This is a genomic window from uncultured Veillonella sp., from assembly GCF_963534045.1.
In the GTDB taxonomy this organism is placed as follows: Bacteria; Bacillota; Negativicutes; order Veillonellales; family Veillonellaceae; genus Veillonella.
In genome coordinates, this window is the sequence record NZ_CAUSQT010000018.1 from 1 (window position 1) to 16,973 (window position 16,973).

General features: G+C 38.3%; 15 protein-coding genes. 13 read left to right on the top strand and 2 right to left on the bottom strand.

The genetic code is table 11. The features are described from left to right. Positions 1-299 precede the first annotated feature (299 nt). From RYP29_RS04510 to RYP29_RS04550, 9 genes are all read left to right on the top strand, one after another. Entirely contained in the window at positions 300-1,151 is an 852-nt protein-coding gene (locus RYP29_RS04510) for a polysaccharide deacetylase family protein (RefSeq protein ID WP_311532482.1), read from the top strand. Between the two features lie 8 nt (positions 1,152-1,159). Continuing rightward, on the top strand, positions 1,160-1,654 hold the full coding sequence (locus tag RYP29_RS04515; RefSeq protein ID WP_105084717.1) for a molybdenum cofactor biosynthesis protein B: 495 nt from the start codon (positions 1,160-1,162) through the stop codon (positions 1,652-1,654). 78 nt (positions 1,655-1,732) lie between these two features. Next, positions 1,733-2,362, top strand: a complete 630-nt coding sequence (locus tag RYP29_RS04520) for a DUF47 domain-containing protein (protein ID WP_005375274.1) — start codon at positions 1,733-1,735, stop codon at positions 2,360-2,362. Next, a complete protein-coding gene (locus RYP29_RS04525) occupies positions 2,355-3,353 on the top strand; it encodes an inorganic phosphate transporter (RefSeq protein ID WP_156931034.1) in 999 nt (332 codons plus the stop codon). The genes RYP29_RS04520 and RYP29_RS04525 overlap by 8 nt, the downstream gene beginning before the upstream one ends. A gap of 171 nt (positions 3,354-3,524) precedes the next feature. After that, a complete protein-coding gene (locus tag RYP29_RS04530; protein ID WP_005375284.1) occupies positions 3,525-3,977 on the top strand; it encodes an Rrf2 family transcriptional regulator in 453 nt (150 codons plus the stop codon). A gap of 57 nt (positions 3,978-4,034) precedes the next feature. After that, positions 4,035-5,423, top strand: coding sequence for a cytochrome ubiquinol oxidase subunit I (locus RYP29_RS04535; protein WP_005379812.1), 1,389 nt, complete (start codon positions 4,035-4,037; stop codon positions 5,421-5,423). Further along, positions 5,414-6,433 carry a cytochrome d ubiquinol oxidase subunit II gene (gene cydB / locus RYP29_RS04540; RefSeq protein WP_016476573.1) on the top strand — a complete coding sequence of 340 codons (1,020 nt, stop codon included), beginning with the start codon at positions 5,414-5,416 and terminating at the stop codon, positions 6,431-6,433. The genes RYP29_RS04535 and cydB overlap by 10 nt, the downstream gene beginning before the upstream one ends. Before the next feature lie 124 nt (positions 6,434-6,557). After that, a complete protein-coding gene (cydD, locus tag RYP29_RS04545) occupies positions 6,558-10,097 on the top strand; it encodes a thiol reductant ABC exporter subunit CydD (protein WP_311532483.1) in 3,540 nt (1,179 codons plus the stop codon). 125 nt (positions 10,098-10,222) lie between these two features. Then, on the top strand, positions 10,223-11,392 hold the full coding sequence (locus tag RYP29_RS04550; protein ID WP_005376590.1) for a hypothetical protein: 1,170 nt from the start codon (positions 10,223-10,225) through the stop codon (positions 11,390-11,392). A gap of 62 nt (positions 11,393-11,454) precedes the next feature. Here the strand turns inward: RYP29_RS04550 and RYP29_RS04555 are convergent, their stop codons facing one another. Continuing rightward, positions 11,455-12,039: a DUF805 domain-containing protein gene (locus RYP29_RS04555; RefSeq protein WP_016476575.1), complete on the bottom strand. Its 585-nt coding sequence runs from the start codon at positions 12,037-12,039 to the stop codon at positions 11,455-11,457. A gap of 88 nt (positions 12,040-12,127) precedes the next feature. Beyond that, positions 12,128-12,964 (bottom strand): pyridoxamine kinase, encoded by an 837-nt coding sequence (locus tag RYP29_RS04560; RefSeq protein ID WP_118354316.1) that lies wholly within the window; start codon positions 12,962-12,964, stop codon positions 12,128-12,130. 249 nt (positions 12,965-13,213) lie between these two features. On the opposite strand from RYP29_RS04560, the gene RYP29_RS04565 reads away from it, so the two are divergent. From RYP29_RS04565 to RYP29_RS04580, 4 genes are read left to right on the top strand one after another with little or no spacing between them, the layout of a single operon-like run. After that, on the top strand, positions 13,214-14,143 hold the full coding sequence (locus RYP29_RS04565; protein WP_005379805.1) for an ABC transporter permease: 930 nt from the start codon (positions 13,214-13,216) through the stop codon (positions 14,141-14,143). Next, the gene (locus RYP29_RS04570; RefSeq protein ID WP_005379826.1) at positions 14,143-15,042 is read left to right on the top strand and encodes an ABC transporter permease; all 900 of its coding nucleotides are present in this window, start codon (positions 14,143-14,145) and stop codon (positions 15,040-15,042) included. The genes RYP29_RS04565 and RYP29_RS04570 overlap by 1 nt, the downstream gene beginning before the upstream one ends. Next, a complete protein-coding gene (locus tag RYP29_RS04575; RefSeq protein WP_005379801.1) occupies positions 15,039-16,022 on the top strand; it encodes an ABC transporter ATP-binding protein in 984 nt (327 codons plus the stop codon). Before RYP29_RS04570 ends, RYP29_RS04575 begins: the two co-directional genes overlap by 4 nt. Beyond that, entirely contained in the window at positions 16,022-16,969 is a 948-nt protein-coding gene (locus tag RYP29_RS04580; RefSeq protein ID WP_005379833.1) for an oligopeptide/dipeptide ABC transporter ATP-binding protein, read from the top strand. The genes RYP29_RS04575 and RYP29_RS04580 overlap by 1 nt, the downstream gene beginning before the upstream one ends. Positions 16,970-16,973: the final 4 nt, after the last annotated feature.

The following is a 16,973-nucleotide window of genomic DNA, read 5'->3' on the forward strand; positions in this document are numbered from 1 at the left end:
TGGAGACGGCCTGGGAGGATAGGAAGTCGCTGATTAAGCTAAAAGACACACCTTAGGGTGTGTCTTTTTTTGTGTAATCATTTATAATAAAATATATGCGCAGAAGCTACTTCATTCTATTTTAGATATTAAGCATGATTAAGCATATAGAGATAAATACTTGATTAATGCATCCCCTTATAGGTTATTTATATGAATTTAGAATGACCTATGAGGGTTTTCATTGAAACAAAAGAGCGGTTATGTTATCCTCGAATAGTATGGAGTTATAATTTTATATTGTAAGAAGGTTCTTAATTATGTTAATAACAATATGTAAACGTATAGTATATGCGATCATTATTTGTGTTGCATTACTATTCATAGCATTAGGAAGTATGTGGTGTTTATCATCGCATTATAAGCTTTATGGTGTTCCCGTTTTAAATTATCATCAAGTTAATGATAAGTATCATTCTGCACTGACCCTTGATGTGGCACAGTTTAAGAAACAGATGGAGTACTTACATAATGAAGGGTATCATACGATTAGCCTCGATGATTTATATGCGTATGTGACAGAAGGCAAGGAACTCCCAGATAAACCGATTGTTCTTACCTTCGATGATGGTTATATCGACAACTATGAGGATGTTTTGCCTATCTTAGAATCCTATGATATGCAAGCAACCATATTTATGATTAGCGATGCTGTTAATACAAAACGTTTTATGTCTATCAATGAATTAAAAACTATGGACGCTCATAAGTTTATTGTAGAAGGTCATACTAATCATCATAGTATTTTAACGCGCATTGATCCTTCTAAACTTGATAATGAAATCAAAGGTGGTAAGGATACATTACAGGCTTTCATGGGAAAACCCATCGATTACTTAGCATATCCTGGTGGTTTTAATAATGCCGAAATTCAACGCATTACTAGTGAAAGCGGGTATAAGATGGCTTTCACAGTCACACCGGGGACGGTTAAGCCAGGTCAAAATTTATATGCGTTGCCAAGATTGGCCATATTCCAAGGTGATACACCGTATTTATCATTCTTGATGCGTTTGCACTGCGCGCCATTTATTACTTATACATGGCAATTACGAGATACATTACGGGATAATGGATTTACAAAATTGGCTGGTTTGATACCATTGTTTTAGGAGGATATATGTCTCAAGAAGTTTTACATCGACCTCTCAATGTCGCTGTCCTAACAGTTTCTGATACACGGACTATGGAAACTGATAAAGGCGGAAATAAGGTTCAAGAATTATTAGAAGCTGCTAATCATAATGTAGTAGCTCGAAAGATTGTCATCGATGATTACGATGAAATCCGTAATGCCATTATTCCTTGGTGTAATGATGAATCAATAGATGTGGTCATTTCTACAGGTGGCACCGGTATTGCCATGCGTGATGTGACCATTGAAGCCGTGGATTCCATTATTGAAAAGGCTATACCTGGATTTGGTGAAATTTTTAGGTATCTTTCTTTTACGGAGGATATTGGTACCAAAGCTATTGCATCTCGTGCAGAGGCAGGTGTAAATTCGAATACATTAATTTTTTCTATTCCTGGTTCGGTGGGAGCCGTTACTCTTGGCATGAGTAAATTAATTATTCCGGAAATGCCTCATTTGGTGCGAGAAATCAATAAATAGATAGGCACGCACTGATTTACTATGCTATAATTGTATTGTAATTATAGAAGCTAACAGTACTGTATCAGGAGGATCTCCATGGCTTTTAAATTAAAAGGAAAAGAAGAAAAGTTTTTTAGTATTTTAGAAAATCATGCTGAACTTACCTATGAAAGTGCGGAAATGATGGAACGCGTTTTCAAAGGCGAAGTTTCTAAAGAAGAAGCATTCTTGGAAATTGATACAAAGGAAAAAGCTGCGGATGAATTAGTTAATGAAACAGTTGATCGCTTGCGTAAAACATTCATTACACCGATGGACCGTGAAGATATCCAATTGTTGATTGATCAATTAGATACAACACTTGATAATATCAAAGAAATCATGGATAAAATGGTTATGTATCATGTAGGTAAACCTAGTGATGGTGCCATTCGCATGAGTGAAATCGTCGTAAAATGTGTTAAACATATCAATAAATCTATCGGTTATATGGGTAGCCTTAAAAAGGATCATGTGAAGGTAGAAGGTCGTGTACATCAAGTGTTGAAACTTGAATCTGAAGCAGATAATATTTACCATGAAGAAATGGCGAAATTATTTACAGAATGTACAGATCCAATTGAAATTATCAAATGGAAGGAAATCCTTAGCTCCATGGAGGATGTAATCGATGGTTGCGAAGATTTGGTTGGTACATTCCGCCGGGTAGTATTGAAGTATGCTTGAGTCACATTACTTAGTTTGGCTAGTCGTATTTCTAGCCCTAGCATTTGACTACATCAATGGCTTCCACGATACGGCTAATGCGATTGCCACATCTGTTTCAACCCGTGCTATTGAACCTAAAAAAGCAATCATGATGACGGCGGCACTTAATTTTTTGGGTGCTATGGTGAGTACAGGGGTTGCGAAGACAATCGGTGGTGATATTGTTATGTCTCCATCTCTTATCAATAGTGGTATCATTTCAGCAGCTCTTATCGGGGCCATCGTATGGAATTTACTGACTTGGTACTGGGGAATCCCTAGTTCATCATCCCATGCACTAATTGGTGGCATCATTGGTGCCGTAGGCTGGTCAGTAGGTTTTGATGCTTTAAATGAATCAGGGATTTTAAAGATTTTCTTTTCTCTCATCTTATCACCATTAGTAGCAATGGTTGGTGGCTATATCATCATGAAATTGTTGCTACTCCTCTTTGGTAGATTTTCGCCTATTGTTTTAAATGATAGATTTAGATCCATGCAAATCGTATCGGCCGTTATGATGGCTTTTTCACATGGTTCTAATGATGCACAAAAGGCGATGGGTATTATTACATTGACCTTACTCAGCGGTGGTTATATTGATACATTAGATGTTCCATTGTGGGTTAAGTTGTGCTGTGCGACTGCGATGGCTTGTGGTACGGCTGTTGGTGGTTGGAAAATTATTTCCACCATGGGGACAAAAATCTTTAAATTAGAAACCATTAATGGTTTTGCAGCCGATTTAAACTCTGCTATTACTATTTTTACTGCTACATTCTTGCATTTACCTGTAAGTACCACACATGTTGTGAGTGGTTCTTTGTTGGGGGTAGGTGCTTCTAAGCGTATTAAAGCAGTAAACTGGGGCGTAGCACGTTCTATGGTCATGGCGTGGTTCGTAACAATTCCACTATCTGGTATAGTAGCTGCCATTGCTTATGAAGTAGGACATCTTCTATTTGGATAATTCTTTTAGAACTACATATAATAAATGAGAAGGACTATTAGTATCTTACTAATAGTCCTTTTTTGTGATATTAATTACAGTTTTATAAAACAATACCATTGCAGTATTGTTTTATATCGTTTATACTAAATGTAGTAATACGTAGACGTTGTTATTGGAAAAGGAGTGCTTATGAAATTAAATCAAGCCACGGACTATGCGTTTCGCATGATTTTACACATGGCGATGTTACCATCTGGTCAGAAGGTAACAGGCGGTGTATTGGCTGAGCAAGAGATGATTCCAGAACGTTTTTTGCTTAAGATAATGCGCAGCCTTATTGCAGCAGGAATCATGAAATCCTTCCGCGGGGTGGATGGTGGATTTGCATTAAATCGTGAGCCCAAAGATATTTCCATGCTCGATGTGATTAGAGCCGTTGAGGGGGATACGTATTTACAGCGTTGTTTGTATGATGTCGGTTCTTGCTCAAAAGCATGTATGGGCCAATGTGCAGTTAATGAAGCTATGTCTGTTGTACAAGCTGAACTTGTAAGACAGATGGAAAGTGTGACTTTCGATAAATTAGCTGTGCGCGAAAAAGAGATTTTAGAGACCATGAATCCTTGTGTATCTCATGCGTAACGATGTAAGACATTCATCAAGTGTGTATTTTTGAGTCAATTCTAAGGAGGAAAAGACATGTTTGAAGCACTGGATTTAGCACGTTTACAGTTCGCGCTAACATCTATCTATCACTGGCTATTCGTACCGTTCACATTAGGGATGACGGTTATCGTAGCCATTTTAGAATGGACCTTTGTAAGCACCGGTAAAGAAGTTTACCAAAAAATGGCAAAATTCTGGGGTAAATTATTCTTAATTAACTTTGCCATGGGTGTTGTAACAGGTATCGTTCAAGAGTTCCATTTCGGTATGAACTGGGCTGAATATTCTCGTTTTATGGGTGATATTTTTGGTGCCCCACTTGCCCTTGAAGCATTAATGGCATTTTTCTTGGAATCTACATTTATGGGCGTTTGGATCTTTGGTTGGGGTCGCTTATCTAATAAAGCGCATGCTACTGTGGCAACATTAGTTGCATTAGGTACCAATTTATCCGCATTCTGGATCCTTGTAGCAAACTCTTTTATGCAACATCCTGTAGGCTATGTAATTCGCAATGGTCGTGCGGAAATGGAAAACTTCGCAACCATCGTATCTAATGGTTATGTACCTGGCCAATTTGCTCATATTGTATTAAATGGTTCCATGACAGCAGGTGTCATCATTATGGCTATCAGCGCATGGCACTTGATTCGTAAGAGCAATGTTGATTTCTATAAAACCTCTGTAAAATGGGGTATGGTAATTACCTTAATTGCTGGTACATTAGGTGCTTTTGCAGGTCATCATCAAGGCCAATATATTACTAAAGAACAGCCTATGAAAATGGCAGCTATGGAAGCTCTTTGGGAAACTCAAGATCCAGCTCCATTCTCTTTGGTAGCTAATATCGATACAAAAGCACAACAAAATACAGGTGCCATTGAAATTCCTGGCGGCTTATCCTTCTTAACACAAAACTCCTTTACATCTGGTAAGGTAGAAGGTATTAAAGATTTACAAGCTAAATCTGAAGCTCAATATGGCCCTGGTAATTACATTCCAGATGTTCCTGGTATTTTCTGGACATTCCGCATCATGGTAGCGGCTGGCTCCATTATGTTATTAGTTGCTTTCATCGGCTTGGTATTAAATGCTAAAGGTAAACTCGTAGAGAATAAAACATTCTTGAAAATTATTTTCTGGATGTTACCATTACCTTACATCGCTCAATCCACTGGTTGGTTTGTTGCAGAAGCAGGTCGTCAACCATGGCTTGTATATGGCCTTCAATTGACTGCGAACGGTGCTTCTAAATCCGTTACAGCTCCTGAAATCATGACTACTATCATTGGTTTTACAGTTATTTACATCTTGGCTGCTATTGCCGCATTGTATTTAGCTGTAGAGCACATTAAAAAAGGTCCTGATGGGCAAACAATTTACCATGTAGAAGAAAAAGAGGAGGCAAGATTATGGAACTAATTATGAATAACCTTAATGTGATCTGGTTCATCTTGCTTTGTGTATTGTTTGCAGGTTTCTTCTTCTTAGAAGGCTTCGACTATGGCACAGGTATTCTTCTACCAGTCATTGGTAAAACTGACGTTGAACGTCGTCAAATGATTAATGCGTTAGGTCCTATTTGGGATGGTAATGAAGTATGGATGATCACTGCTGGTGGTGCGTTATTCGCATCCTTCCCTCATGTATATGCTACATTGTTTAGTGGTTTCTACATGGCATTGTTCTTAATGCTTGCTGTACTTATCATGCGTGGCGTTGCTTTTGAATTTCGTTCTAAAAGTGCAAATCGCACATGGCGTAAAGTATTTGACTATTGTATTTTCATCGGTTCTATCGTTCCTGCCTTATTGTGGGGCGTAACAGTAGGTAACTTGATCCAAGGTACACCTATTGATGAAACGATGACATATGTTGGTACATTCTGGGATTTACTTAGCCCTTACACTGTATTATGTGGTGTTGCTTTCGTTTTAGTGTTTACATACCATGGTGGTTTATTTACATCTATTAAAACAGCAGGTCCTATCTCTGAACGTGCACGTGCAGCATCTCTCGTTACAGGTGTACCTACTGCAATCGGTGTGATTGCGTTGATTATTGCATCCTATGTATGTACTGATTTGTACAGCTCTATCTTAGCTACTATTTTCTGTGCCTTAGCTGTTGTTTGCTTCCTTATTTCTTGGGCTGCAGCACGTACGCGCAATACAAAATGGGGCTTTGTATTTAGCTCTCTTTCCGTTATTTTGATTACGGCTACATATTTTGCAGGTCTATTCCCTCGTATTATGGTATCTTCTTTGAACCCAGCGTGGAGCTTGACCATTACAAATGCATCTTCTTCTGAATATACCTTGGCATTGATGACTGCGGTTGCAGTGGTATTTGTACCAATCGTATTAGCATATCAAATTTGGGTATACTGGACATTCCGTCATCGTGTAACAGAAAAAGACTTACATTATTAATATAGGTACTTTCACCGATTGTGAAAGTTTGAGCCCTTTTGTGAGGCGTGCTGTAGCGGCACGCCTCATTTTTATGGTAAGATGAATGTAATATTGATAAAATTAGATTTAAAGGGGGTTAGATATGATACAGAAAACGGCGCTTCGCGTCATTAAAAGTAAAAGGCTCGTATTATTGGCACTGATTATGTCTAGTATTTTACAAAGTCTTTCTATAGTAGGACAGGCTTGGTTTTTTGCTACATTAATACATAATTTGGTTTTTCTTGATCATACTGTGTTGGATGAATCTAATACAATTACATGGCTTGCGGTATTCATTATATTACGTTTAGTTTTTTCTTATATACAGGAACATGTATCGTCTAGTTTGGGCCATTCTGTTAAATCTATTTTGCGTAAAGAAGCTCTTGCGCATCTATTTAGGTTAGGTATTCAACGAGGAGAATCTCAAGGTGATACGATACATCTCATTACTGATGGATTAGAACAAGTAGAGGCCTACGTTTCGAGCTATATACCTCAAATGATATATGCGATTATCATCCCTCTAGTAATGGGGATTGCCATAATGGATACATTGCCTATTATCGGGGCTATTTTAATAGGTACAGTACCATTAATTCCATTGTTTATGATTTTGATTGGTAAACAAGCGGAAAAGATGAATCAAGAGCAATGGGATCGGATGAGTCTCTTATCAGGTCATTTTTTAGATGTATTGCGAGGTATTACCACATTAAAGGTGTTTGGTCGTGCAAAGGAACAAATACAAGTTATCAGTCGACTATCTAATGAATTTAAAGACTCTACCTTACGCGTATTGCGTGTGGCTTTTCTATCTGCTCTCGTCTTGGAATTAGTTAGCACAATAAGTACAGCTATCATTGCGGTGTATTTAGGCCTTACACTATTAGATGGCGGTTTGGATTTTCTTCCTGCCTTCTTTATATTATTGTTGGCTCCAGAGTTTTATACACCTTTTAGACAATTAGGAGCTGCTTTTCACACCGGTATGTCTGGTAAAACTGCACTTGCTAAATTTGATGCTTTTATGAATACACCTATTGTATTACCTCGAGGTGGCAATTGTCGTATTCAAGGGACAATTGAATCCATACGCCTAGATAATTTAAATTATACCTATCCAGAAACAAGTAATGGTATAAAGCATATTACATTGCAGGTATGTCGTAATAAACCTATTATGCTTGTTGGTGAAAGTGGGGCTGGTAAATCGACGATTGCACGAATATTAGGTGCCTTTTTAGAGGCTCCTTCGAACAGTGTATATGTTAATGATATAGATCTATCAACTTGTTCTATGGATTGGTGGCGTACACAGGTTACGTATGTGTCTCAAAAACCTCATGTTATGCATGGTACGCTACGAGATAATATTGCCTTTGGACAAGATGTAAGTGATGACGAGCTTTTAGAAGCAGCCAAACTAGCGGAGCTACATGATGTAATTTGTGAAAAGGGCTTGGATTTTGTCGTTGGTGAAGGCGGCATGGGACTTAGTGGTGGCGAATTACAACGTATTGCCTTGGCACGTGCTTTTTTACATGGTGGACAAGTTCTTATTTTAGACGAAGTTACATCCCATTTGGATGTGAATACAGAGGCTCAAATCAGTTGTGCATTACAGCGCTTGATGAAGGATAAAATTGTTATTCTTGTAGGGCACCGTATTCAAACGATGCAGTGGGCTTCTCAGTTATATGTGTTGCGTCAAGGTGAAATAATTGAGCAGGGAACCTATGAATCCTTGTTGGCACAGAATGGTTATTTTAAGGCGCTAGTAGATGCTGGGACTGGTTCGTTTGTAATGGATGATGAGGATGTGTCATATGTTTCTAAGCTTGAGGTTCCATTGCCACAACAACAAGAGGCATTAAGTAATAGTAAAGTCCCATATGAAGCCGATGAAACTAAGTATAGTGATATTGAAGGTTGGAAATTGTTATTTTCCGTATTAAAACCTGCTCGTTGGTCCTTAGTACTTGCCTTAGTTTTCACTTCTCTGACCGTATTCATGAATGTAGAGCTTTTGAGCGTATCCTCTTGGTTACTGGCATCGGCTGCATTACAACCTGGTATCACTTACTTGAGTCTCGCTATCGTAGGTGTGCGCTTCTTTGGTATTAGCCGTGCTGTATGTCGTTATTTTGAGCGGTATACATCTCATAAAATGGCATTTCAAGGTTTGTATGGGTTGCGTGTATGGTTTTATACCTATCTAGAACCATTGGCACCGGCCATATTTAAACGATGGGGTGCAGGGGATATGCTCAACCGAATTATGGCGGATATTGAAGTACTGCAATTCTTTTATTTACGCACCTTAATTCCTCCTGTAGCAGCCATTGTATTAACTATATTGGTATCCTTTGGTGTCGGTACTATAGATGCGCATTTATCAACGCTTGTGTGGTGTGCTGCACTGATGACAGGTGTTGTACTACCATATGGCATATATCGTTATCATCGTACATCCTTAAATATGATCAGTCAGGTACAAGGTCATTTCAAGTCAACATTGACTGATACATTAGAAAGTTTAGAAGACATCATTAGTTACCATAATGAAAATCTAGTTATGGAGCGTATGATGCAATCTATAGATGATGTAGAGTACCATAAGTGGCGTATTTCTAAAGGTATGAATTTAGGAAATACGATGTTTATTGCTATTGTACAGATTGTAGTTGTGTTAGCGGCCCTATTAGCAAGTAATGTATTAACTGGCCCTTGGGCAAGTGTTATGGTCGTAGTATGTGCCATTGGTATTCAAGCTTGGTTTGAAGCGCTGCAGCCTATGATTGTATCCGTTCATCATGGTTATGAAAGTTTAGTAGCGGTTCGGCGATTGTTACAAATTAAGCATGCACCTCTGCCAATCAAGGATACAGGCTGTGTAGATTTAGATTCTATGGATACGATATCATTGAAACATGTTAATTTTGGATATGATCACTCATCACTTATATATAAAGATTTAACATTAGATATACCAAAAGGACAGGCTGTTGCTATTGTTGGTGCTAGTGGATCTGGTAAAACCACATTGTTTTCCTTGTTAGAAAGGCTATATGATTACTCTGGCTATATTTCGGTAGGTCACAATGAATTAAAGAGTGTTACGATTGATTCTTGGCGAAATTTAATGGGATCTATCACACAAGACACTTATATTTTTCATGCCACACTGGAGGACAATATTCGCCTTGCCAAGCCGCATGCAAGTGCGGATGAGGTACAACGTGCTGTAGAACAAGCTGTTTTATCTGATGTAGTTACCCGGTTGCCAAAAGGCTTACGAACAATTGTAGGCAGTGGAGGGGTAGGTCTTAGCGGCGGTGAACGTCAACGTGTTGCTTTAGCTCGATTATTCTTGCGAAATCCTGAACTTATACTTCTCGATGAACCTTTGGAGGGGTTAGATCAAGTAACAAGACGAAAATTACATAATGACATTCTAGCTTTCACAAAAGAAAAAACTGTTTTATATATTACACATCAGTTAGAAGGCTTAGAGCTGATGGATCGTATCCTCTTTATGGAAAAAGGTCGTATTGTAGAAGATGGAACCTTTAGCGAGTTAATTGCTAAGAAAGGGCGATTCTATGCATATTGTCGACTTACGATGGCCAGTGTATAAGTGGCAGCTGATGGAAAGGCCTTAGTAGATCTCTGTATATACCTCGATAAAACGGGTAAATTATGGTATAATTGTAATGTTTGAGGTATAAAAATCTTGTGTAGTGTGCATAAATTGGAGCGACTATGACAAAAATCTTCACCAAGTTACGATCGTTGGTGGATGACGCATTAAATGAACGTTCTCCTATTATTGAACAGGATACGACACTTATGGCTGCACCTGTGGAGCGAGAACTATTTGATCATAGAATTCTCTATATTGAAGAGGATATGGTCAATCGGATGCTCCGTGCTGCGTTTCGAAATCATTGGTTAATCTATTCTGTAACCTTTGAATTTGAGCCGAATAACCAAGTATTTCTCTCCATTATTACTAAATGGGGGAATGTGATTAATGTGGAATTTACCATCGAAGATGTATGGTTCGATGACTATTCATCTTCCTTTGCTATTAAGTTAGATACTGCTAATATAGATACCGGTGGGTTTATTTTGAACTCGATTCTCCACCTTTTAGGCAACTGGTGCCTTAGCCTATTTGGCATATTTTTTAATCCTATTGCTATTGGCCGATTAGGCTCTACTGTGCGATTTGAGAAGAAGGGAATTCTTCAATTTGATTTAGTACCCAATTCTAGAATCAAAAAATTTATTCCTTTGCCAGAACGTCATGTAGGTAGTACAGGTCCTGTTTTATTAGGAAATCCTAAAACTGGACAGTCTGTATTGCAATTAGACTATTATGCATTTCATGATCCAGTAGATACATTTACAGTTCCTGACGTGCCAACGAGAACGAGTTGGGTTAGATCCATTGATATTGCCGCTGTATTACTGTTACCAATCGGTGTATGGATTACATTTATAATTCTTCATCACTATTTACCAACTGAGACTTTAGAGTTTTCTTTTTCTACATACTTTTTAATTTCATTAGGGATTTTTATTATATCCTTCTTAGTAATGAATATCCCACGGTATGTATATATGTATGTAGACTCTCGAAAACAGTGGCAAAGTGCATTTGTACATAATAATATAAAAATTCAATTGCGTAAGTTACACCGACGCATTTTCATGCAGCAAGCTTCGTTGTCTACAGATTGTGACGAATGTGTAGCCTCTCAAAGTCAAGAGCGGATCAAGCAATTATTATTACAGATTCGAGACAAACGGTTCTTAGCTAATCGATTGAAAATAGCAGATGATGATCGTGCTAGAAAACAAAAGGTTAAATTTATCATTGCTTATATTGGGTGTACATTAATAGAATTAATGTTGTTGATGAATTAACTACATAGCATAACAAAAAGGCTGAGCCTCTGGCTCAGCCTTTTGTTGTTAGACTAGGTTTATTATCTTTTTTTACGTCGTTTTCGTACCTTTTTTCGAACCTCTTGTTCCTCTTGTGTCGGTGGTTCTGTAATTGGTTGTGATTGTACTGGCTCTTGATTCATAAATGGAGGATAGCCATACTTATTTGGCTCTGGTTGACCAGGTAATACCCAAAATAGGAATCCGATAATCCATACGAATAAATCTAATAAATAATTTAACGGTGTTACCGCTGAATAGGTATTGATGAAAATAATAATGGTAGCCCATAAAATACCAGCCCAACCATTAAATCCAATATCATGTATTCGTCTAGTGAATAATCCACAGGCTAGTGGAAATAACATGGCCTGTAATGCGCCTACAAAAATACGTGTAGCCCAATATGCAGGCAACGTTACGATGTAGTCGATTAAGCGTTCCTCAATGATATCTACGATATAGAAGAGTATCATCAAAGCTATGAAAAGTATAATAAATTGTAGTCTGTTAAAGCGCCCCGAAAGGTTGAATATGGTATAGCCCTTACGTCGTCCCTGATATGCTATACCAAAACCTACTAAGCAGATTAGTACAGTTCGTAGAACTGGATATAATAAATCCATGAAGTCCCCTTTATAAAAATAAACATAACGTATATTTTCTATGTGTTTAAGTATATCATGAACAGGCTATTTGGACAATTTAAACAGATTATTTGGATAGATTAGTTAATTCTGGTAATACAAGTTCAAAGGCGATACCATGTTTCATGGATTTTACGTTATCTACAGTAGCTTGGATTGATTTTGTAGTAAAATTCATTGCCAGTTGAGCAGCTTCATGAACGGTAAAACCACGCATAATGGCACCAGATAAAACAGATGTAAAAATATCGCCAGTTCCAGTAGCTTTCACAGGAATAAGAGGAACAGAGTATGTTATTACCGTATCAGTTGAACCTTCGTATACGGCAATCGTTGCATCTGTGTCGGAAGGTACGCTAGTCATAATAACGAGTTCAGGTCCCAATTGGTGTAGTTTTTTACACATGTCGTGCAATTCAGCATTTGAAATGGAATCGGTAGAGAATGGTTTATCTAATAAAAAACAAGCTTCTGTGTAATTGGGTTTTACAATATGAGCTCTAGAAATAAGATGGCGCATAGCTTTTACCATATCTGGTGTATATATAGAATAGAGGCGTCCATCATCGGCCATGGCAGGGTCGACAATGACCATTTTATCCTTACCGAAGCGATTAATTGCTTCCTCTACGAGATGGATTTGCTCTGGTGAGGCCAAGAATCCACTGACGATGGCATTAAAATCAATTTCATTCTTTTCCCAACAATCCATAAATGCTGTTAAATGATCAGATAAATCAACGATTTCAAAATATGGATACTCTAAATGGTTACTCAATACAGCGGTTGCTAATGGTACTGCTTGGCACCCAAGAGCGCTGATGATTGGTAGCATAACCGTTAGAGAGCAACGTCCGATGGAACTCATATCTTGTATAGTAAGTATTCTTGGTACTGTAGTCATAGAGACCTCCTCAATATAGTATATATGTATTGTACTGTATTCGTTAAAACCTGTAAAACGAGTGGAATAATAGAAAGCCCCTGTAATGCATGATATAATATGAAGAATAGATGAGTTTTTAATAGATGTAGTTTAAAAGAAATAAATAAAAAATAAAATATTTATTACAATATTAAATCTATACCTTTAAATTTAGAGTCATAATATAGTATAATAATATAGAAATTTTATTGTATGGAGGAGAATAGAATGGCAAGGTATGTTTTACGGCGCATAGGTAGCGCACTTGTTATACTGTGGGTAATTATTAGTATTACCTTCGTTTTAATGCATGCTATACCTGGTGGACCTTTTACAAGTGAGAAAAAATTACCACCTCAAGTTAAAGCTAGCATAGAGGCGAAATATCATTTAGATGATCCTTTATGGAAGCAATATGCTGATTATATTGGTGGTGTTGTTACAGGGGATTTAGGGCCATCCTATAAATATGAAGGACGCTCTGTTAATGATATTATAGGTGAATCATTTCCTGTATCTGCGCAATTGGGCCTATTGGCTCTTTGTGTTGCCGTTGTAGGAGGTATCGCAGCAGGTGCTATTAGTGCCATGCGTCCTAATGGCATAATAGATTATGCTATTACATTTGTTTCCACATTAGGTATTTCTGTTCCTACCTTTATTATTGGTGCAGTTCTAGTATATGTGGTAGGTTTTGAGCTAGGTTGGTTGCCAGTAGCGATGTGGCGTGGTCCGTCGTATATGATTTTACCGGTACTTACATTGGCCGCACAACCTATGGCATTTATTGCGCGATTAACTCGTAGTGGCTTACTTGATGTATATCAACAGGAATATATTCGAACAGCTCGAGCCAAAGGTCTTGGTGCATGGAATATCTTAATTCGTCATGCTTTAGGCAATGCTATTTTACCTGTTATTACCTACATTGGCCCATTAGCTGCTAGTTTGTTAACCGGTAGCTTTATTGTGGAAACAATTTTTGCCATTCCTGGTTTAGGTCAATATTTTGTAACATCTATTTATAATCGTGACTATACGGTTATTCTTGGTGTTACTGTGTTTTATAGTACTTTGATTGTAGTCTTGAATATTATTGTTGATATGATTTATCCGATTATCGACCCTCGGGTAACAACAGAGAAGGAGCGTGCGTAATGGATAGAAACGATTTTTTACCTATTGAACGCGATACGAATATTCGAGAATCCTCCTTTATAGTACGTCCTAACTGGTGGCAACGATTTAAGTTAAATCGGTTGGCCGTAGTTGGTGCAGGCATCATAGCCGTTATGATTGTGTTGGCAATCATTGGCCCTATGATTTCACCATATACTTATGCAGATCAATCCTTAGTAGATGCTAATCAAAGCCCTAGCTTAGCACATTGGTTTGGCACGGATACATTAGGCCGTGATATTTATACTCGCGTTATGTATGGTGCGCGTATTTCTTTAACCATTGGTATTGTAGCTGCCTTATTAAATCTTGTAATCGGCGTTATTTATGGCGGAATTGCAGGTTACTTTGGTGGTAAGACAGATAGAATTATGATGGCTATCGTCGATGTATTATACGGTATTCCATTATTGCTATACGTTATTTTGTTAATGGTTGTTATTGGTCCAGGTCTTACCTCAATCTTTATTGCATTGGGAATCGCGTATTGGCTCAATATGGCACGTATTGTACGTAGTCAAATTGTGAAAGTTCGTGAAGAGGAATATATTATTGCAGCAGAAACAATGGGGATTCCTAAATGGCGTATTCTATGGCGCCACATTTTGCCAAACTGTGTAGGGCCTATCATTATCACATTGACATTAGCGATTCCAGATGCCATCTTTACCGAGGCCTTTTTGAGCTTTATTGGTCTCGGTGTCAATGCACCGATGGCAAGTTGGGGCGTTTTGGCATCTGATGGGATTAGTAGTATGAGATCTTATCCATTCCAATTGATATTCCCTGCATTGGCAATTAGTGTTACTATGCTTGGCTTTGTATTTTTAGGGGATGGATTGCGTAATGTATTTGATCCAAAGGAAGGGGATAGATGATGAATGATATATTAGTAGATGTACGAAATCTATCCATTACCATCGATACATTTCGAGGCCCTTTGCGCATTATTCGCAATCAGGACATCATGCTTAGAAAAGGTGAAATTTTAGGCGTTGTTGGTGAATCCGGCTGCGGTAAATCGGTCATGGTTAATTCTTTGATGGGCCTACTACCGGAAGGTCGTACTAAAATAAAATCAGAAAAATTTGAAATTGATGGTGAAGATTGTCAAGACTATGTGGAAGAAGATTGGAATGAATTGCGTGGTACTACGGTAGCCATGGTATTTCAGGATCCGATGACCGCATTGAATCCGATATTGACAATTGGTGAGCAAATTTATGAGGTGATTCATCGTAGCAATGCTTATGGTGATGATTATGATGAAAAGGCGATAGCTCTCGATTTGTTGAAAAAGATGGGACTATCTACTCCAGAAAAACGATTAAACCAATATCCTCATGAGTTGAGTGGCGGTATGCGTCAGCGGGTTTGTATTGCCATGGCTGTAGCGGGCCGCCCTAAAATCTTAATCTGTGATGAACCAACGACTGCATTGGATACAACCACAGAGGCACAAATTTTACGCCTTATGCAGACCTTAGCGGTAGAAGCGGGAATAGGCATTATATTTATTTCCCATAATTTGCGTGTTATCGCACAATTATGTGACCGCGTTATGGTTATGTATGCTGGTAAATGTGTTGAGTCTGCTACGGTAGAGGATTTGTTTAATGATCCACGTCATCCTTATACAATCGGTCTGTTAATGTCTTTGCCGCAGGGAAAATGGCATGGTGAATTAAAGGCCATTGAAGGACAACCGCCAGATTTGTATGAATTACCTCGTGGATGTGCCTTTAATCCGCGTTGTAAATGGGCGATGCGCATATGTGGAAAACGTATACCTATGATATCCAATGTTGGGAATAATCATGAGTATACATGTTGGTTAGCAAAGTTGGAGGGACTTTAATGGGATATATTTGGGAAACAGACAATCTCGTTAAAAATTTTACCCTTTCTGGCGGATTGTTTAGACCAAAACAAACGGTACATGCATTACAAGGTGTTAGTCTTTACCAAGAGGAAGGCGAAACACTAGGTATTGTTGGTGAGTCAGGATGTGGTAAATCTACGTTTGGGTATACCTTGATGGGCGTACATCAAGCCACATCAGGTTCTATTTATATGAATGGAATTGAAGTAAATCCATATATTCATAAAGATATAACGAGGGATATGATGCAAATGGTATTCCAAAATCCATATGCATCTCTTAATCCGAGATTAAAGATTAATACAATATTAGAAGAGCCATTAGAGTTAAACCCTAATTATACGCCTCGAGATCGTGTCATTCGTGTTAAAGAGGTGTTAGAACAGGTAGGTTTAGATATGTCTTTTGGTGAGCGATATGCTCATGAATTATCTGGTGGGCAACGACAAAGAATTGGCATTGCTCGGGCACTTATTATGGAGCCTAAATGCATTATTCTTGATGAACCTATTTCGGCACTCGATGTGTCTATACAGGTTCAGATTATGACGTTGTTAGAACGCTTACAAGCTTTACATGGCATTTCCTATCTCTTTATTTCACATGATTTGCCTATGGTTCGTTACATTAGCCATCGCATGGTGGTCATGTATTTAGGGGCTGTTATGGAAGAGGGGCCTGCTCTTGATATTTATGAGTTTCCTCAACATCCATATTCAAAGGCTCTTACGAAGATGGTTGGCGAAGTGGTTCCGCGGGCTCCAATTGGCGCTCCATTGAAAGGAGAACCGGCGAGTCCGTTGCATCCGCCTAAGGGGTGTTTGTTTAGTGATCGTTGTCCAGATGTTGAACGTAGATGTCTAGAAGAACGACCACCTCTCCGTGAATGGGCGGATAGAAGAATTGCATGTTGGCATATTTAATGGG

What these genes read in the sequence shown, in the direction of transcription:
- RYP29_RS04510 (WP_311532482.1), top strand. Translation starts at nt 300, where the DNA reads ATGTTAATAACAATATGTAAACGTATAGTATATGCGATCATTATTTGT.
- RYP29_RS04515 (WP_105084717.1), top strand. Translation starts at nt 1,160, where the DNA reads ATGTCTCAAGAAGTTTTACATCGACCTCTCAATGTCGCTGTCCTAACA.
- RYP29_RS04520 (WP_005375274.1), top strand. Translation starts at nt 1,733, where the DNA reads ATGGCTTTTAAATTAAAAGGAAAAGAAGAAAAGTTTTTTAGTATTTTA.
- RYP29_RS04525 (WP_156931034.1), top strand. Translation starts at nt 2,355, where the DNA reads ATGCTTGAGTCACATTACTTAGTTTGGCTAGTCGTATTTCTAGCCCTA.
- RYP29_RS04530 (WP_005375284.1), top strand. Translation starts at nt 3,525, where the DNA reads ATGAAATTAAATCAAGCCACGGACTATGCGTTTCGCATGATTTTACAC.
- RYP29_RS04535 (WP_005379812.1), top strand. Translation starts at nt 4,035, where the DNA reads ATGTTTGAAGCACTGGATTTAGCACGTTTACAGTTCGCGCTAACATCT.
- cydB (WP_016476573.1), top strand. Translation starts at nt 5,414, where the DNA reads ATGGAACTAATTATGAATAACCTTAATGTGATCTGGTTCATCTTGCTT.
- cydD (WP_311532483.1), top strand. Translation starts at nt 6,558, where the DNA reads ATGATACAGAAAACGGCGCTTCGCGTCATTAAAAGTAAAAGGCTCGTA.
- RYP29_RS04550 (WP_005376590.1), top strand. Translation starts at nt 10,223, where the DNA reads ATGACAAAAATCTTCACCAAGTTACGATCGTTGGTGGATGACGCATTA.
- RYP29_RS04555 (WP_016476575.1), bottom strand. Translation starts at nt 12,039, where the DNA reads ATGGATTTATTATATCCAGTTCTACGAACTGTACTAATCTGCTTAGTA.
- RYP29_RS04560 (WP_118354316.1), bottom strand. Translation starts at nt 12,964, where the DNA reads ATGACTACAGTACCAAGAATACTTACTATACAAGATATGAGTTCCATC.
- RYP29_RS04565 (WP_005379805.1), top strand. Translation starts at nt 13,214, where the DNA reads ATGGCAAGGTATGTTTTACGGCGCATAGGTAGCGCACTTGTTATACTG.
- RYP29_RS04570 (WP_005379826.1), top strand. Translation starts at nt 14,143, where the DNA reads ATGGATAGAAACGATTTTTTACCTATTGAACGCGATACGAATATTCGA.
- RYP29_RS04575 (WP_005379801.1), top strand. Translation starts at nt 15,039, where the DNA reads ATGATGAATGATATATTAGTAGATGTACGAAATCTATCCATTACCATC.
- RYP29_RS04580 (WP_005379833.1), top strand. Translation starts at nt 16,022, where the DNA reads ATGGGATATATTTGGGAAACAGACAATCTCGTTAAAAATTTTACCCTT.